Genomic DNA, 16,136 nt, shown 5'->3' on the forward strand with positions numbered 1-16,136 from the left:
GGCGCTCGCATTACCCCGCCCGGTCCGGTTCATCCGTCGCCCGTTGGGCTGAGGCTCACTCCCCGGCGTCGGCCTTCGGCGAGGCGACCCGCGCGGCGGGGTCCTCGACACCCGGCTCGCCCCCACCGGGCGCCACCATGCCGTCGTAGTTGTAGACCACCCCGTCGTCGCCGTGCTGCTGCGTGGTCCGGATGTAGCGGTGGATCATGCCGTCGATCTCGATCTCCACCAGGGCCTGGTCAACCGCGTCCTGGCTGCTGCCGTCCTTGGGCCCGCCCACCAGGTACGCCTTCGTGTTCGTCTCCATGTGGCCGCCCTACCCGCGCCCGGGGGGCCGGAAACCGCGGTCCCCGGCCGACGTGCCGGCCGGGGACCGCCCGGGTCACCGTGCGCCGGCCGCGTAGTCGCGGGCCACCCGGACCAGTTCCACCAGGCCGCCGGCGTACTCCTGGGACTCGCCGTGCGCCTCGTCGAAGGGTGGCTGGAAGCCGACGCCCTCCCACTGCCCGGTGGCCTCGTTCCACCTGTCGTTGCCGACCTCGAAGTCCCAGGCGAAGATGCCCAGCTCGTAGTAGAGCTGGTCGGCCGAGTTGCCGGCCGCCGAGTAGAGCACGTCCGCGACCGGGCCGGTCTGTGACGGCCAGGTGACCGTGCCGCGCTCGGTGGCGATGGCCCCGACGATGCGGCGCGCGCTGGCCAGGAACAGCGTCGACTCGTCGATCGACGGGCGCGGCAGCGTCACCCGGCCGTCCGCCCGGTACGCGCCGGGCGGCCACATGAAGTAGCCGCCGTAGGAGTGCACGTTCATCGCGAACCTGATGTTCGGGTGCGCCCGGGCCAGGTCGATCACGTTGCGGCTCTCCGCCTCGGACAGCTCGGCGGTGCCCGCGTAGTTGCCGGACAGGCAGTTGGCGCTGGCGCCCACGTACCCGTCGAACAGCGACCCGACCGTGTAGTTGCGGTTGACGTCCACCCCCCAACTGGTGCGGTACCCGGGGTCGCGGGCGGCGCCGGTGCAGTGGTTGACCAGGTTCTTGCGCTGGAGGTTGTAGTCGTGGAACGAGTAGTTCGCGCCGTCCGGGTTCACGGTCGGGATCACGAACACGTCCACCTGCTCCAGCAGTTGCCGGGTCGCCGCGTCGGTGCGGGCGTTGGCCAGCAGCCGCTCCGCGAACTCCAGCGTGACCAGTGGCGTCGCCCACTCCCGGGCGTGTTCCTGCGAGTACGCGAGCACCCCGACGCGGGAGCCGTCCCGGTGCTTGCCGATCCGCAGCGCCTGCACGGTCCACGGGTGGGCCGGCACCTCGGTGCCCTGGAGTCCGTCGTCGAGGCGTACCGGGCCGGCCACCGGCATCGGCAGCCCGGCCGAGCCGTCCTCCACGGTGGCCCGGAAGCGGCTGCCCTGCCGCGCGTTGATCGCGGCGGCGACGTCGTCGGTGCTGCTGGTGACCTTGCCGGCGGCGTCGGTGGCCAGCGAGACCGTGAGCACCCGGTCCCGGTACCGGACGGTCAGCGGCCGGCCGGCCCGGCCCGGGTCGACGGTGCGCGCCTGCACCCCGTTCATGCCCTGGTCGCCGAAGCGGACCGACTCGACGACCACCGCGGCGGCGGCCGGGTCGCCGAGGTACCCGGCGGCGGTGCGGCGGTAGCCCTGGGTGCGGTTCGGCAGGTCGATGACGTCGACCAGGTCGCGGTACTGGCGGCCGAGCCGGGCGATCCGCGCCTTGATGTCGACAGGCGTCAGGTAGGCGTCGATGAAGTCCTTCTGGTAGCCGGCCGGCTGCGGCGGCGGGGCGGCGTCCAGCCAGAGCGCGGGGGTGACCGGCCGACTCGTCCCGCCCAGGCTGGAGGTGGCGGTGAGCTGCACCGGCCGGCCGGGCACCGGCTGCGGCAGCGCGTAGTGGTACTGGTACTCACCCGAGTCCTCGAACCGGTACAGCGGGAAGGAGCCGGTGGCCCCGTCCGCCGTCCGCCAGCTCACCGTGATCTCCACGTCCGGGTCGTCGGTGGCGGTGGTGGCCACCTGGGCCTGGAGGAACGTCTTCCCGCCGGTGGTCCACCAGTACGCCTGGAGGAACTGGAGCGTGTCGGTCCCGTCGGCGGCACGCAGCCCGGCGCGGGTACGGGCCTGCGCGGCGCGGGTGCTCTCGGCGAGCCGCCGGGCGCCGTCGTCGGCGCGTTGCACCACCTGGAGCGCGTCCGCCCCCTGCCGGGTGAGGTCGGCGAGCTGCCGACCGGTGAGAACGAGGTCGGCGACCGGGTGGCCGTCGCGGGAGCGGGGTCGGTTGGCCAGGTCGGCGCCGCCGGCGACCAGGCGGGCGAGCTGCGCCTCGTCGGCCAGCCGCACCCGGACCAGAGCGGTCTCGGTGGAGGCGAGGGTGATCGCGGGTGCGGCCGGCGCGGCCACGCCGGGACCGGGGTGGGACAGGGCGGCGGTGATCAGGATGCTGGTGGTGGCGAGTGCGGTCCACCGTCGTCGGACGAACAAGGTGCCTCCTGACGGACGTCGATCTCACTGACGTCCAGACCAGTCGAGGCATCGACGGCTGTCAAGCTCACTTTCGGTCGCGCCGGTCGCGCCGGTCGCGCGGGTCGTTTCGGTCAGCCGGCGAACCGGTACAGCCGGAACTCCTTCTCCGCGCCGCACACCAGCACCTCGGTGTTCCAGGAGCACGACTCGCTGCGGATCTGCTTCACGTCGCCCATCTCGACCGGCTTTCCGTCCACCGCCAGCCCGGCGAGCACCCGGTCGTCCTCGTAGCCGCTCGGCGCCTTGCCGAAGAGCAGCAGGTTGCCGGCGTCCAGCCGGACCGCCACCCCGTCCCGGTCGCGCAGCACCGGCTTGCCGTCCGGGGCGAACACCGTCACCGCGTCCCGAGGCGTGTCCCACGCGGCCAGCAGGTGGTCGCCGAGCGGGACCAGCCGCTGCGCCCGGGGGGCCGGCCAGCGCCGGCTGTCCTCGCCGTCGGCCACGGTCACCACCCGGGTGCCGTCGGCGCCCGCGCTCGGCACCTCCAGCAGGCAGGCGCGATGCTCACCGCAGGTGACCAGCGCCCGCGCCCGGCTGTCCTGCTCCGTCGCCTCGTACCGCACGTCCGGCGTGCCGAGAGTGCCGAGGTCGTAGGAGACCAGCCGCAGCCCCCGGTCGCTCTCCGCCACGTACAGCCGGTCGTCCCGGGCGGCCACCGGGTCGTCCAGGTCGGCCACGTTGCCCCGGCTGCGCAGGATCTTCCCGTCGCCCATGGCCACCACCCGCACCGACCGGTCCGCGCCCACCTGGACCAACCGGTCGGCCCCGCCCGACCACGGTGCGCGGGGCGAGCCGTCCGGGTACGCCGCGCCGTCGAGCGCCTCCCCGGTGGCGACCGGCAGCACCACGGTCCGGGCGTCGCCGTACTCGGTGCGCGGGTTGTCCCGCGCCCACCGCTGCCGGCCGTTGTCGAGCCGCAACCCGACCAGGCGGTTGCCGGCACGGTCCAGCCGGACCACCGTGTCGACGCCGAGGAAGATCTGGTCGTCGCCCTGGATGCTCACCTCCCACCGCTGGTCGCCCGAGTCGTCGTCGAGCACCGCGAACGGTCGGGGGGTGCTGGTGCCGGACCCGTCGGCCACCACCGCCACCCCGTCCGGCAGCGCCCGGATCCCCGCCCACCGGTCCGCGCTCACCCGGGTCTGCTTCTCCCAGATCCGCCGGCCGGTGGCGGCGTCCACCGCGACCACGTTCAGCCGGTCGTCGGGTCGCGACCAGGCCAGGTAGGCGCGGTCGGCAAGCGTCGCGGTGAACATCTCGCCCGGCCGGTCGTCGCCCACCGCCACGGCCTCGACCAGCACCGGCGGGTGGAAGTCGAGCGCCGGGTGCCGGTCCCGGAACACCCAGAGCAGCGTCGCCGCCGCCACGCCGACCACCGCGACCGCGGCGCCCAGCGCGAGCCACCGGCCCCGCCGGCCGCCGCCGGGCGACGCGCCGTCCGCCGGGGCGGGGATCGGCGGACCACCCGTCGGGGGCGCCCAACCCGGGGGTACGCCGGGAGCGGCGTACGTCGACGCCGGGTGTCCGGGCGGCGGCGCGGGGGGTACGCCGCTCCCGGCGTACGCCGGCGCGTGCCGACCGGGAGGCGTCGCGGTCGGGGCGTACCCCGGGAGGGTGGGGCCGGCCACGTCGGCGACCAGCGTGCCGTGCGGACCGCCGGGCGCGGTGGTCGCCGCGTCGGCGGGCGGGCCGGCGACGGTGGTCGCCGCGCCGACGGTCGCGGCCCGGTCCTCCCTGGTCGGGCCGGGCGTCGCGGGCGCCACGGTCGCGCCCGGCGCCTCCGCCCCCACCGGCGGGGCGGCGGGGCTCCCGGGTGCCGGCCGGGCGCCGGGCCGACCGGCCCGGCGGGGCAGCGGCAGATCGGTCAGCGCTCCCTCGGCCACCGGGAGTTCCGGCTGCTCCAGCACGGTCGGCGCGATGCCCAGCTCGGCGTGGAGCAGCCGGGCCACCAGCGGAATCCGGGTGGACCCGCCGACCAGGAACAGGCCGGACAGCTGTTCGGGCCGCAACCCGGCGGCGGCGGTCACCTGCCGGGTCTCGGCGACCGCGCGGGCGAGCAGCGGCGCGGCGAGCCGCTCGAAGTCCTCCCGGGTCAGCGGCACGGCCGCCTCCACCCCCGGCACGGCCACCGGCGCGACCATGACCCGGGAGAGCATCTCCTTGGCCCCGCGCACGTTGTCCCAGAGCTGCTGCCGGTCCCGCCGGTCGGCGGTGGTCGTCGGGTCGGTCAGCCGGGCCCACCGCCCGGGGTGGGCCGGGCGCACCAGCTCGCCGAGCCGTCCGAGCAGGGCCGCGTCGAGGTCGAGACCGCCCAGGTCGGCGATCCCGCCGGTGGCGATCAGCTGGAAGCCCGAGTCGCCCCACGGGTCGGCGCCCTCGTTGCGCAGCACCGCCACGTCGAGCGTGCCGCCGCCGAAGTCGAACACCGCGACCGCGCCGCCCACCGGCACCGGCCGGCGCAGCACCTGGGTGTGGTAGCGGGCCGCGGCCACCGGCTCGCGCAGCAGGCGGGTGCCGGGCGCGATCGGTCCGGCGAGCGTGTGCTCGGCCGCGGCCGGCCAGCCGGCCAGTTCCAGCGCGTCGTGCAGCACCTGCCGCCGGGGCGCCGTCCAGGCCGCCGGGTGCGTCACCACCGCCGGGGGCAGCAGGCCGACCGCGGCCACCGCGGCGTCCGCGACCGCCCGCAGCGCCGTGGCCAGCAGCTCCGCCGGCCGGTACGCCCGCCCGCCCAGCTCGACAATCTCCTCGTCGACCCGACGCTTCGGGTTCGGCTCGTAGCCGGCCGGGTCGGCCTGGGCCAGGCGCTGGGCGTCCCGCCCGACGTGCAGGTGGCCGGCGGTGTCGGCGTACACGCCGGACGGCAGGATCGGCTGGCCGTCCACCAGCAGCGGCCGGGTGGTCCCGTCCGGCCGGCGCAGCACCGCCACGGTGTTCGACGTGCCGAGGTCCACGCCGAGGGCGAAACCGTCCTGCTGGCCTGACATCCGTCACTACCTCCACCCGACGAGGGGCACGTCCGGCCCCGCATCGTACGCAGCCCGCGCCGCCCCGACCCTCGCCCGGTACGGGGAATGGGGTGGCCCGGACGGACGGTCAGCGCCTACCGTCGCCGCCATGAAGGTGCTCTCCGTGAACGTGGGCCGGCCCCGACCCAACCCCTGGAAGGGGCTCGGGGCGACCGGCATCGACAAGCGCCCCGTCGACGGCCCGGTCGCGGTCAGCGCGCCCGGCCCCAAGGGCGCCGGGGAGGTCGGCCTGGCCGGCGACCGGGTCTACGACGTGGCCCACCACGGCGGCACCGACCAGGCGGTCTACGCGTACGCCCGGGAGGATCTGGACCGCTGGCAGGCCGAGCTGGGCCGGCCGCTGGGCAACGGCAGCTTCGGCGAGAACCTGACCACCACCGGCGTGGACGTGACCGGCGCGCTGGTCGGTGAGCGGTGGCGGATCGGGTCGGGCCTCCTCCTGGAGGTCTCCTGCGCGCGCATCCCGTGCGGCACGTTCCAGGGCTGGCTGGGTGAGCAGGGCTGGATCAAGCGGTTCACCCGGGCCGCGGTGCCGGGCGCGTACCTGCGGGTGGTCGAGCCGGGCGCGGTCCGGGCCGGCGACCCGGTGGAGGTCGTGCACCGGCCCGACCACGAGGTGACGGTGGCGTTCCTGTTCCGCGCCGTGACGACGGAGCCGGACCTGTTGCCCCGGGTGTTGGTGGCCGACGCGCTGCCGGCGGCGGACGCGGAACAGATCCGGAGACGACTCGGCGGCTGAGCGCCGGTCGGGCGGTGGAGCGGTGGAGCGGGCGACGGGAATCGAACCCGCGTAGTCAGTTTGGAAGACTGAAGCTCTACCATTGAGCTACGCCCGCGAGCGTCCCGCGTCGGCGGGGCGCATGCGACAGCGTACCGAATCCCCGCACCGCACGCGCATCCCACCCGGCCGGCGCCAGCGGGCCGCAAGATCCACGCAAGGCCGGCATGTGTGCCCCGGTCACCCGTGGGAGGGCCCGGACGGCATACACTCTTTGTCGCCACGGGGTGTGGCGCAGCTTGGTAGCGCACTCGCTTTGGGAGCGAGGGGCCGTGGGTTCAAATCCCGCCACCCCGACTGTCGTTCGCGACCGGATCGTCCCGGGAACCGCCGGTTTCTCCGCGCGGTACCCGGGCCCTGCCGATGCCGCAGGCCGACTCGCCTACACTCGATGCGCGCAATCACGCCCCAGAATCGACACCCAGATCCGTCAAGGAGTACGCCTGTGAAGAGCACCGTCGAGACTCTGAGCCCGACGCGCGTGCGGCTCGCCATCGAGGTGCCGTTCGTCGAGCTCGAGCCGAGCCTCAAGAAGGCGTACCGGGAGATCGGGCAGCAGGTCCAGGTTCCCGGCTTCCGCCGGGGCAAGGTTCCCAGCGCCGTGATCGACCAGCGGGTGGGCCGGGGGACCGTCCTCAACGAGGCGATCCAGGAGGCCATCCCGCAGAACATCCTCGCCGCGGTCCGGGAGCACGACCTCAAGACGCTCGGCCGTCCGGAGGTCGACATCACCGAGTTCAACGACGGTGACTCGCTCAACTTCACCGCCGAGGTCGACGTCCGTCCGGAGATCACCCTGCCGGACCCGGCCACCATCGAGGTGACCGTCGACGAGATCGAGATCGCCGACAGCGAGATCGACGAGCAGGTCAGCAGCCTGCGCGAGCGGTTCGCCACGCTGAAGACGGTGGAGCGCGCCGCCCAGGACGGCGACTTCGTCCAGATCGACCTGAACGCGACCGTCGACGGCGAGGACGTCCCCGGCGGTTCGGCGAGCAACATCTCGCACGAGGTCGGCAGCAAGCAGCTCCTGCCGGGGCTGGACGAGGCGCTGGTCGGCCTGGCCGCCGGCGACAGCACCACCTTCACCACCCAGCTCGTCGGCGGCGACTTCGCCGGCCGGGACGCCGAGGTGGCGGTGACCGTCCGCACGGTGAAGGAGAAGGAGCTCCCCGAGCTCGACGACGACTTCGCGCAGATGGCCAGCGAGTTCGACACCATCGAGGAGCTGCGCGGCGACCTGCGCGAGCGGGTCACCCGCGGCAAGCAGGTCGAGCAGATCTACGCCGCCCGCGACAAGGCCCTGGAGCAGATGGTGGCCGCCGCCGAGGTGCCGGCGCCGGAGGGCGTCGTCAAGGAGGAGGTCGAGAGCCGCAAGGCCGCGATGGTCGACCAGCTCGAGCGCATCGGCGCCTCCCTGGAGGAGTACCTCGCCGCGGAGGAGAAGACCGAGGAGCAGATCGACGCCGAGCTGACCGAGGCGGCGACCGACGGTGTCAAGATCCAGCTGCTGCTGGACACGCTCGCCGACGCCGAGGACGTGCAGGTCTCCGACGACGAGTTCGGCCACGAGATCGTGCACCGGGCGCAGCGCGCCGGCATGGCCCCGCAGCAGTACTACGACCAGCTCGCCCGCTCCGGCGCCGCCGCGGCCGTCTTCGGCGACGTCCGCCGGGGCAAGGCGCTGGCCGCGGTGATGGAGAAGATCAAGATCAAGGACGCGGCGGGCAACGAGGTCTCCCTCGACGCGCTGCGGGCCCAGAACGAGGCCGAGCACGACCACCAGCACTGACCGTTCCGGTGACGGCCGCCGTCCCGCGCTGCGCGCCGGGCGGCGGCCGAAACCCTTTCCGGGGTACGCCGAGCGGGTGACTGCGCTGAGAGCGAACAGTGCCCCGACCGGGAGTACGCCCGTAGGGCGAGCGGTTAGTGTCGGACAGGACGGTACGGAGAGCGAAGGGCTGCCATGACCGACATGCACATCCCCAAGAAGTCGCTCCGGGCGATCGAGGCCCGCGGTGGCGACTCCATTGGCAACCTCGACGACTCGGTCTACAACCGGTTGCTCAAGGAACGCATCATCTTCCTGGGCAGCGAGGTGAACGACCAGGTGGCCAACCGCATCTGCGCGCAGCTGCTGCTGCTCGCCGCGGAGGACCCGGACCGCGACATCTTCCTCTGGATCAACTCGCCGGGTGGCTCGGTCTACTCCGGCATGGCGATCTACGACACCATGCAGTACATCGACAACGACGTGTCGACCGTGGCCATGGGCATGGCCGCCTCGATGGGTCAGCTGCTGCTCTGCGCCGGCACCAAGGGCAAGCGCTACGCCCTGCCGCACGCGCGGATCATGATGCACCAGCCCTCGGGTGGCCTCGGCGGCACCGCGTCGGACATCGCGATCCAGGCCGAGCAGATGCTCTACACCAAGCGGATGTTCCAGGAGCGGGTCGCGCACCACACCGGCCAGTCCCAGGCCCAGATCGAGGCGGACTCGGACCGTGACCGCTGGTTCACCGCCCAGGAGGCCATGGACTACGGCTTCATCGACAAGGTGATCATCGGGGCCGCGCAGGTTCCGGATGGCGCCGGGACCCTGAGCTGACCGAGGAGCTGACGATGACCGACCTGAGCCTGCCGCCCCAGTTCGCGGCCGTGCACAACCGCTACGTCCTGCCGTCGTTCGTCGAGCGCACGTCGTACGGGATGAAGGAGTCCAACCCGTACAACAAGCTCTTCGAGGACCGGATCATCTTCCTCGGGGTCCAGGTCGACGACGCGTCGGCCAACGACGTGATGGCCCAGTTGCTGACGCTTGAGGGCACCGACCCGGACCGCGACATCATCATGTACATCAACTCGCCCGGTGGCTCCTTCACCGCCATGACGGCGATCTACGACACCATGCAGTACGTCCGGCCGGACATCCAGACCGTCTGCCTCGGGCAGGCGGCCAGCGCGGCGGCGGTGCTGCTCGCGGCGGGCACGCCGGGCAAGCGGATGGCGCTGCCGAACTCGCGGATCATCATCCACCAGCCGGCCACCGAGGGCGGCTACGGCCAGGGCTCGGACATCGAGATCCAGGCGCGGGAGATCCTGCGGATGCGGACGCAGTTGGAGGACATGCTGTCCCGCCACTGCAACCGGCCGATCGAGCAGGTCCGTAAGGACATCGACCGTGACAAGATCATGACGGCCGAGGAGTCCAAGGACTACGGTCTGGTCGACACCATCCTGACCAGCCGCAAGAAGGGTCTGCTGGCGACTCACGCCGCGGGCTGAGCACGAACGGGGTCGGAGGTCGGCCGGGGGCGGTTCCCGACCGACCTCTGACACACCCGTTTTGGGGGTCGGAGAAAACCCGGCCACCGGGTAACGTCGGGTCTGTACCGCTCCGGGGTCGGATCGGCTGGATCCGACAGCACAGCAGGACGACAGGACGGACGGGCGCGGTGGCGTCCGCAGGTCAGGGCCGGCGCTCCGGCCGATGAGTGCAGGGAGAACGTAGGTGGCACGGATCGGTGACGGCGGCGACCTACTGAAGTGCTCCTTCTGTGGCAAGTCACAGAAGCAGGTCAAGAAGCTCATCGCGGGCCCCGGGGTCTACATCTGCGACGAGTGCATCGATCTCTGCAACGAGATCATCGAGGAGGAGCTGGCCGAGTCCGGCGAGGTGAAGTGGGAAGAGCTTCCCAAGCCGATGGAGATCTGCCAGTTCCTCGACAACTACGTCGTCGGTCAGGAGCAGGCCAAGAAGGCGCTCGCCGTCGCGGTCTACAACCACTACAAGCGGATCCAGGCCGAGGCCGCCGGCGCTCCGGGCGCCGGCAGTGACGGCGTCGAGCTGGCCAAGTCCAACATCCTGCTGCTCGGCCCGACCGGCTGCGGCAAGACCCACCTGGCGCAGACGCTGGCCCGGATGCTGAACGTCCCGTTCGCGATCGCGGACGCCACGGCGCTCACCGAGGCGGGCTACGTCGGCGAGGACGTGGAGAACATCCTCCTCAAGCTGATCCAGGCCGCCGACTACGACATCAAGCGCGCCGAGACCGGCATCATCTACATCGACGAGGTCGACAAGATCGCCCGCAAGTCGGAGAATCCGTCGATCACGCGCGACGTCTCCGGCGAGGGCGTCCAGCAGGCGCTGCTGAAGATGCTGGAGGGCACGGTGGCCAACGTGCCGCCGCAGGGCGGTCGGAAGCACCCGCACCAGGAGTTCATCCAGATCGACACCACGAACGTGCTGTTCATCTGTGGTGGCGCGTTCGCCGGCCTCGACCAGATCATCGAGTCCCGCACCGGCTCCGGCGGCACCGGCTTCGGCGCCCGGCTCCGGTCGGTCTCGGAGCGGTCGACCGACGACATCTTCAGCCAGGTCATGCCGGAAGACATGTTGAAGTTCGGGCTGATCCCGGAATTCATCGGCCGGCTCCCGGTGATCACCAACGTGCGCAGCCTCGACCGCAGCGCGCTGGTCCGGATCCTCACCGAGCCGCGCAACGCGCTCGTCCGGCAGTACCAGCGCCTGTTCGAGCTGGACGGCGTCGAGCTGGAGTTCGAGCCGCCGGCGCTGGAGGCCATCGCCGACCAGGCCATGCTCCGCGGCACCGGCGCCCGTGGCCTGCGGGCGATCATGGAGGAGGTGCTCCTCTCCGTGATGTACGAGGTGCCGAGCAACCCCGACGCCGCCCGGGTGCTGATCACCCGCGAGGCCGTCCTGGAGAACGTCAACCCGACGATCGTGCCCCGCGAGTTCACCGGCCGGCGTCGCCGGGACCGCGAGGAGAAGTCGGCCTGACCGCCCGTCGCGACCGCGCCCGGGTCAGCTCGGGCGCGGTCCGCGTGAGCGGGTCCGGCGGTCCCACTCGCCCGACGGGGTGACCACCACCATCATCAGGCGCACCGGCTCGTCGCCGGCCGTGCGGTAGCCGTGCTCCCGGTCGGCGTGGAACTCCACCGTCTCGCCGGCGTCGACCTGATGGTCGACCCCGTCGACGGTGAGCGTGACGGCGCCGTCGAGCACGTGCAGGATCTCCCGGGTGCCGTGGGCGTGGTCGGGGGAGTGCAACGCCTCGCCGGGCCGCATCCGCCAGTCCCACAGCTCCACCAGGTCGGGCTCGCCCAGACCGCTGAGCAGTCGGGCGGCGCCGCCGTGCGCCCCGCGCCACAGCACCGGCGCCCGGTCGGCCGGGGTGATCCGTACGCTGCTCTCCTCGACGGGCTCCAGCAGCCGGGCCATGCTGACCCCGAACGCGTCGGCGACCCGGCAGAGCGTGCCGATGCTCGGGTTGGTGCGGGCGCCCTCGATCTGCACCAGCATCCCCTTGCTGACCCCGGACCGGCCGGCCAGTTCCTCGAACGACCAGCCCCGCGCGGCCCGCAGCTCGCGTACCTGTCGGGCGACCGCAGCGGTCACCGCGCCCACCCGTCCACCGCCGTCGGTCATAATACTATCCTTCACGGTCACTATTGTGGTACGACTGCCGGATGCTTCCCATTGTGCTCGCCGCGGTGTCCGCGATCGCATTCGGCACGGCCGACTTCTCCGGTGGCAAGGCCTCCCGGCACGCCGACCCGATCGCGGTGACCGTGGTCTCCCAGTGCCTCAGCCTGCCGCTGCTGGTCGCGCTCGTGTTCGTCGTCCCCGGTGCACCGAGTCGCGCCGACGTGACATGGGGCCTGCTCGCCGGGGTGGCCGGCTTCGCCGGCGTGGTGCTGCTCTACCGCGCGCTCGCCACCGGCGCGATGGCGGTCGTGGCACCGGTCACCGCGATCACCGCCGCGATCGTGCCGATCGTCGCCGGTCTGCTCGTCGCCGACTCTCCGGGCGCCGTCGCGCTGAGCGGAGCCGGGCTCGCCGTGGTGGCGATCGCCCTGGTGAGCCTCGGGCAGCGCGGCGGCGCCGGCCGCCTGTCGGGGCGGATCATCGGCACCGCGCTCGCCGCCGGCCTGCTCTTCGGCATCTTCTTCGCGCTGCTCGGCCAGGCCGACGAGCGCGCCGGCATGTGGCCGGTCCTGGCGGTGCGCGTCAGCTCCGTCGCGTTCGGGCTGGCGCTCGCCGCCCGCACCGGCGCCCGGCTGCGCCTGGGCCCGCGGGTGCTCGGTTGGGCCGCCGCCGCCGGACTGCTCGACTCCGCGGCGAACGCGCTCTTCCTCGCCGCCGCCGGGCGGGGCCATCTCAGCGTGGTGGCGGCCATCGCCTCGCTCTACCCGGCGAGCACGGTCCTGCTCGCGCTCGCCGTGGACCGGGAACGGCTGCGGCCGGTGCAACTGGCCGGGCTCGGGTTCGCCGCCGCCGCGCTCGTACTGGCCAGCGTCTGAGACCTGTCGCCCGGCGGCCGGTAGCCCGTACCCTTTCCTCATGCGCGTCGCCGTCTGCCAGCTCAACGCCCGCGACGACCGGGCGGCGAACCTCGCCGCCGCCGAGGCCCTGCTGGTCGGTGCCGCCGAGGCCGGCGCCGACCTGGCGCTCCTGCCGGAGTACGTCGACTATCTCGGCCCCGCCGACCGGATGCCGCCGGCCGAACCGGTCGACGGCGAGGTGGGGCGGTTCTTCGCCGCGACCGCCCGCCGGCTCGGCCTCTGGGTGATCGCGGGCTCGTTCCACGAGGCCGGCCCGGACCCGGCACATACCTGGAACACCTCGCTGGTCTTCGACCGCGAGGGCGCGCTCGCCGCCGCGTATCGGAAGATCCACCTGTACGACGTGGAGATCCCCGGCCGCGTCTCCTATCAGGAGTCGGCCACCGTGGCTCCGGGGGAGAAGCCCGTGGTGGTCGACGTCGAAGGTCTCCGGGTCGGCCTGTCGATCTGTTACGACCTGCGCTTTCCCGAGCTCTACCGGCAGCTCGCCGTCGACGGCGGCGCGGAACTCCTGGTCGTGCCGGCCGCGTTCATGATGCACACCGGGCGGGACCACTGGGAGGTGCTGCTCCGGGCCCGGGCGATCGAGAACCAGTGCTTCGTGGCGGCGGCCGGTCAGACCGGCGACCACGACCCGGGCCGGACCTGTTTCGGGCGGAGCATGGTGGTGGACCCGTGGGGGACGGTGGTGAGCCAGGTTCCGGACGGCCCGGGCCTGACGGTCGCCGAGATCGACCTGGACCGGCTACGGACCATCCGGGCCGAGCTGCCCAGTCTCGCCAACCGCCGGCTCTGACCGGCTCAGGTCTCGAGGAGTACGCCCAGCACCGCGAAGCAGGCGATGGCCGCCGCGGTGACCAGCAGGGCGGTGGTCATCCGGGACGGGCCACGCCGGACCAGCCGTCCCACCGACAACACCAGCACGGCGAGCACGAACGCGCCGATGACCAGCTGCCAGAACGGCAGCAGGAGACCGAGCAGAGCCTCCTCGGCGAGGGGCGGGAGCCGGGACGGGTCAGCCATGCGGACCACTCTGGCACGGCGGGTTCCGATTGGGACCCTCTCCACGGGCGGAGTCCCCGGAACCCGATCGGTCGTAGATAGTGACGATCATTGATTTGCCTTCCTGGACGGCTCCGCGTAACTTTCTCTCTGCACGCGGGAAGCCGGGGCAAACCGGCCGAGAGCGGGCACCAGGATGGTGGCGGTGACGCCGAGCCAGACTGAGGATTCGGGCGGTGCGGAAAGACTCCGGGAACACGGGGTTGCAAACGCGAAGCCGGCCGGGTAGAGTTCGGAAGCCGGCAGGGAGCCGGGCGGGTGGCTGCGAGAGCGGCGCCGGCCGGTCCGCCGGAAACCACGACAGCAACGACCGCCGGAAACGGCGAGCGTCAGCGTGGGTCGGTTCGCACCAAGTTGACCACCTCGAAACATGAGGTTGACAACGAAAGTCGAGCCGGGTAAGTTAGAGAGGTTGCCCCAAGCGGGGGTCCTGCGATGCAGGGCTTCGGGTTGGTGTGTGGTTGTTCTTTGAGAACTCAACAGGGTGCTTGATAAGCCAGTGCCAATTGTTTTATACCCCGGACTGGTCAGGCTTTGGTCTGATTTGGTCGGGATTCCTTTGGCAACACTTTTGTTGCCAGGACATTGTGTCCGACAAAGTTTTTGTTGGAGAGTTTGATCCTGGCTCAGGACGAACGCTGGCGGCGTGCTTAACACATGCAAGTCGAGCGGAAAGGCCCTTCGGGGTACTCGAGCGGCGAACGGGTGAGTAACACGTGAGCAACCTGCCCTAGGCTTTGGGATAACCCTCGGAAACGGGGGCTAATACCGAATATGACCTCGCATCGCATGGTGTGTGGTGGAAAGTTTTTCGGCCTGGGATGGGCTCGCGGCCTATCAGCTTGTTGGTGGGGTGATGGCCTACCAAGGCGACGACGGGTAGCCGGCCTGAGAGGGCGACCGGCCACACTGGGACTGAGACACGGCCCAGACTCCTACGGGAGGCAGCAGTGGGGAATATTGCACAATGGGCGAAAGCCTGATGCAGCGACGCCGCGTGAGGGATGACGGCCTTCGGGTTGTAAACCTCTTTCAGCAGGGACGAAGCGTAAGTGACGGTACCTGCAGAAGAAGCGCCGGCCAACTACGTGCCAGCAGCCGCGGTAAGACGTAGGGCGCGAGCGTTGTCCGGATTTATTGGGCGTAAAGAGCTCGTAGGCGGCTTGTCGCGTCGACCGTGAAAACCTGGGGCTCAACCCCAGGCCTGCGGTCGATACGGGCAGGCTAGAGTTCGGTAGGGGAGACTGGAATTCCTGGTGTAGCGGTGAAATGCGCAGATATCAGGAGGAACACCGGTGGCGAAGGCGGGTCTCTGGGCCGATACTGACGCTGAGGAGCGAAAGCGTGGGGAGCGAACAGGATTAGATACCCTGGTAGTCCACGCTGTAAACGTTGGGCGCTAGGTGTGGGGGGCCTCTCCGGTTCCCTGTGCCGCAGCTAACGCATTAAGCGCCCCGCCTGGGGAGTACGGCCGCAAGGCTAAAACTCAAAGGAATTGACGGGGGCCCGCACAAGCGGCGGAGCATGCGGATTAATTCGATGCAACGCGAAGAACCTTACCTGGGTTTGACATGGCCGCAAAACCTCCAGAGATGGGGGGTCCTTCGGGGGCGGTCACAGGTGGTGCATGGCTGTCGTCAGCTCGTGTCGTGAGATGTTGGGTTAAGTCCCGCAACGAGCGCAACCCTCGTTCGATGTTGCCAGCGCGTTATGGCGGGGACTCATCGAAGACTGCCGGGGTCAACTCGGAGGAAGGTGGGGATGACGTCAAGTCATCATGCCCCTTATGTCCAGGGCTTCACGCATGCTACAATGGCCGGTACAATGGGCTGCGATACCGTGAGGTGGAGCGAATCCCAAAAAGCCGGTCTCAGTTCGGATCGGGGTCTGCAACTCGACCCCGTGAAGTCGGAGTCGCTAGTAATCGCAGATCAGCAACGCTGCGGTGAATACGTTCCCGGGCCTTGTACACACCGCCCGTCACGTCACGAAAGTCGGCAACACCCGAAGCCGGTGGCCCAACCCTTGTGGAGGGAGCCGTCGAAGGTGGGGCTGGCGATTGGGACGAAGTCGTAACAAGGTAGCCGTACCGGAAGGTGCGGCTGGATCACCTCCTTTCTAAGGAGCACCATCCGGCGAAAGCTGGTATGGAGCCCGCGGCCCGCGAATGTCGGGTCGGGGTGCTCAGATGGCGGAGACACTGGTGAGTTTTTCTTCGGCAACGGCCGGGGTTCTTCTAGTACAGCTGCTTCTTCGGGAGTGGTGGGAACGGAGTCCCTGGTGCGGCTGGGGGATGGCGTAGAGCACCCTGTTGGGTCCTGAAGGAACAACCTGTGGGTTGTTTTTTCGGAGCCTTGTGCGGGCGGGAGTC

General features: G+C 71.1%; 12 protein-coding genes, 2 tRNA genes and 1 rRNA gene. 9 read left to right on the plus strand and 6 right to left on the minus strand.

All coding sequences use genetic code 11. The features are described 5' to 3' along the window. Positions 1–55: 55 nt before the first annotated feature. The 3 genes from VKK44_RS04365 to VKK44_RS04375 form a co-directional block, all read right to left on the minus strand. A complete protein-coding gene (locus VKK44_RS04365) occupies positions 56–307 on the minus strand; it encodes a hypothetical protein (protein WP_343445547.1) in 252 nt (83 codons plus the stop codon). Positions 308–382: 75 nt separating this feature from the next. Next, positions 383–2,488, minus strand: coding sequence for a M14 family zinc carboxypeptidase (locus VKK44_RS04370; RefSeq protein WP_343445548.1), 2,106 nt, complete (start codon positions 2,486–2,488; stop codon positions 383–385). Positions 2,489–2,601: 113 nt separating this feature from the next. Then, complete coding sequence (locus VKK44_RS04375; RefSeq protein WP_343445549.1) at positions 2,602–5,514, minus strand: Hsp70 family protein; 2,913 nt, start codon at positions 5,512–5,514, stop codon at positions 2,602–2,604. Between the two features lie 130 nt (positions 5,515–5,644). Between VKK44_RS04375 and VKK44_RS04380 the strand changes: the two genes are divergently transcribed. Beyond that, a complete protein-coding gene (locus tag VKK44_RS04380; RefSeq protein WP_343445550.1) occupies positions 5,645–6,295 on the plus strand; it encodes an MOSC domain-containing protein in 651 nt (216 codons plus the stop codon). A 23-nt stretch (positions 6,296–6,318) separates the two neighbouring features. Here VKK44_RS04380 and VKK44_RS04385 read toward each other — a convergent pair. After that, positions 6,319–6,392, minus strand: a tRNA-Gly gene (locus VKK44_RS04385). Between the two features lie 165 nt (positions 6,393–6,557). Between VKK44_RS04385 and VKK44_RS04390 the strand changes: the two genes are divergently transcribed. The 5 genes from VKK44_RS04390 (at position 6,558) to clpX (ending at position 11,138) form a co-directional block, all read left to right on the plus strand. Next, a tRNA-Pro gene (locus tag VKK44_RS04390) sits at positions 6,558–6,631 on the plus strand. Between the two features lie 148 nt (positions 6,632–6,779). Beyond that, entirely contained in the window at positions 6,780–8,126 is a 1,347-nt protein-coding gene (tig, locus tag VKK44_RS04395) for a trigger factor (RefSeq protein WP_343445551.1), read from the plus strand. A gap of 174 nt (positions 8,127–8,300) precedes the next feature. Continuing rightward, positions 8,301–8,942, plus strand: coding sequence for an ATP-dependent Clp protease proteolytic subunit (locus VKK44_RS04400; protein WP_089158260.1), 642 nt, complete (start codon positions 8,301–8,303; stop codon positions 8,940–8,942). Positions 8,943–8,956: 14 nt separating this feature from the next. Then, a complete protein-coding gene (locus tag VKK44_RS04405) occupies positions 8,957–9,619 on the plus strand; it encodes an ATP-dependent Clp protease proteolytic subunit (protein ID WP_281587072.1) in 663 nt (220 codons plus the stop codon). Positions 9,620–9,845: 226 nt separating this feature from the next. Further along, positions 9,846–11,138, plus strand: coding sequence for an ATP-dependent Clp protease ATP-binding subunit ClpX (clpX, locus tag VKK44_RS04410; protein ID WP_343445552.1), 1,293 nt, complete (start codon positions 9,846–9,848; stop codon positions 11,136–11,138). A gap of 24 nt (positions 11,139–11,162) precedes the next feature. Here clpX and VKK44_RS04415 read toward each other — a convergent pair whose 3' ends face one another. Then, the gene (locus VKK44_RS04415; protein WP_343445553.1) at positions 11,163–11,801 is read right to left on the minus strand and encodes a helix-turn-helix domain-containing protein; all 639 of its coding nucleotides are present in this window, start codon (positions 11,799–11,801) and stop codon (positions 11,163–11,165) included. A 26-nt stretch (positions 11,802–11,827) separates the two neighbouring features. Between VKK44_RS04415 and VKK44_RS04420 the strand changes: the two genes are divergently transcribed. Beyond that, the gene (locus tag VKK44_RS04420; RefSeq protein ID WP_343445555.1) at positions 11,828–12,661 is read left to right on the plus strand and encodes an EamA family transporter; all 834 of its coding nucleotides are present in this window, start codon (positions 11,828–11,830) and stop codon (positions 12,659–12,661) included. 40 nt (positions 12,662–12,701) lie between these two features. Beyond that, the gene (locus VKK44_RS04425; protein ID WP_343445556.1) at positions 12,702–13,499 is read left to right on the plus strand and encodes a carbon-nitrogen hydrolase family protein; all 798 of its coding nucleotides are present in this window, start codon (positions 12,702–12,704) and stop codon (positions 13,497–13,499) included. 5 nt (positions 13,500–13,504) lie between these two features. On the opposite strand, the gene VKK44_RS04430 is transcribed toward VKK44_RS04425, so the two are convergent. Further along, complete coding sequence (locus VKK44_RS04430; protein ID WP_343445557.1) at positions 13,505–13,726, minus strand: hypothetical protein; 222 nt, start codon at positions 13,724–13,726, stop codon at positions 13,505–13,507. A gap of 642 nt (positions 13,727–14,368) precedes the next feature. Here VKK44_RS04430 and VKK44_RS04435 point away from each other — a divergent pair. Beyond that, positions 14,369–15,883: ribosomal RNA gene (locus VKK44_RS04435) — 16S ribosomal RNA — on the plus strand. The last annotated feature ends 253 nt before the right edge of the window (positions 15,884–16,136 follow it).

Origin of the sequence: Micromonospora sp. DSM 45708, from assembly GCF_039566955.1 — a bacterium.
Classification (GTDB): Bacteria; Actinomycetota; Actinomycetes; order Mycobacteriales; family Micromonosporaceae; genus Micromonospora.

Bases quoted from the DNA above. Each gene is read 5' to 3' on its own strand.
- VKK44_RS04365 (WP_343445547.1), bottom strand. From the start codon at position 307: ATGGAGACGAACACGAAGGCGTACCTGGTGGGCGGGCCCAAGGACGGC.
- VKK44_RS04375 (WP_343445549.1), bottom strand. From the start codon at position 5,514: ATGTCAGGCCAGCAGGACGGTTTCGCCCTCGGCGTGGACCTCGGCACG.
- VKK44_RS04380 (WP_343445550.1), top strand. From the start codon at position 5,645: ATGAAGGTGCTCTCCGTGAACGTGGGCCGGCCCCGACCCAACCCCTGG.
- VKK44_RS04400 (WP_089158260.1), top strand. From the start codon at position 8,301: ATGACCGACATGCACATCCCCAAGAAGTCGCTCCGGGCGATCGAGGCC.
- VKK44_RS04405 (WP_281587072.1), top strand. From the start codon at position 8,957: ATGACCGACCTGAGCCTGCCGCCCCAGTTCGCGGCCGTGCACAACCGC.
- VKK44_RS04420 (WP_343445555.1), top strand. From the start codon at position 11,828: ATGCTTCCCATTGTGCTCGCCGCGGTGTCCGCGATCGCATTCGGCACG.
- VKK44_RS04425 (WP_343445556.1), top strand. From the start codon at position 12,702: ATGCGCGTCGCCGTCTGCCAGCTCAACGCCCGCGACGACCGGGCGGCG.
- VKK44_RS04430 (WP_343445557.1), bottom strand. From the start codon at position 13,726: ATGGCTGACCCGTCCCGGCTCCCGCCCCTCGCCGAGGAGGCTCTGCTC.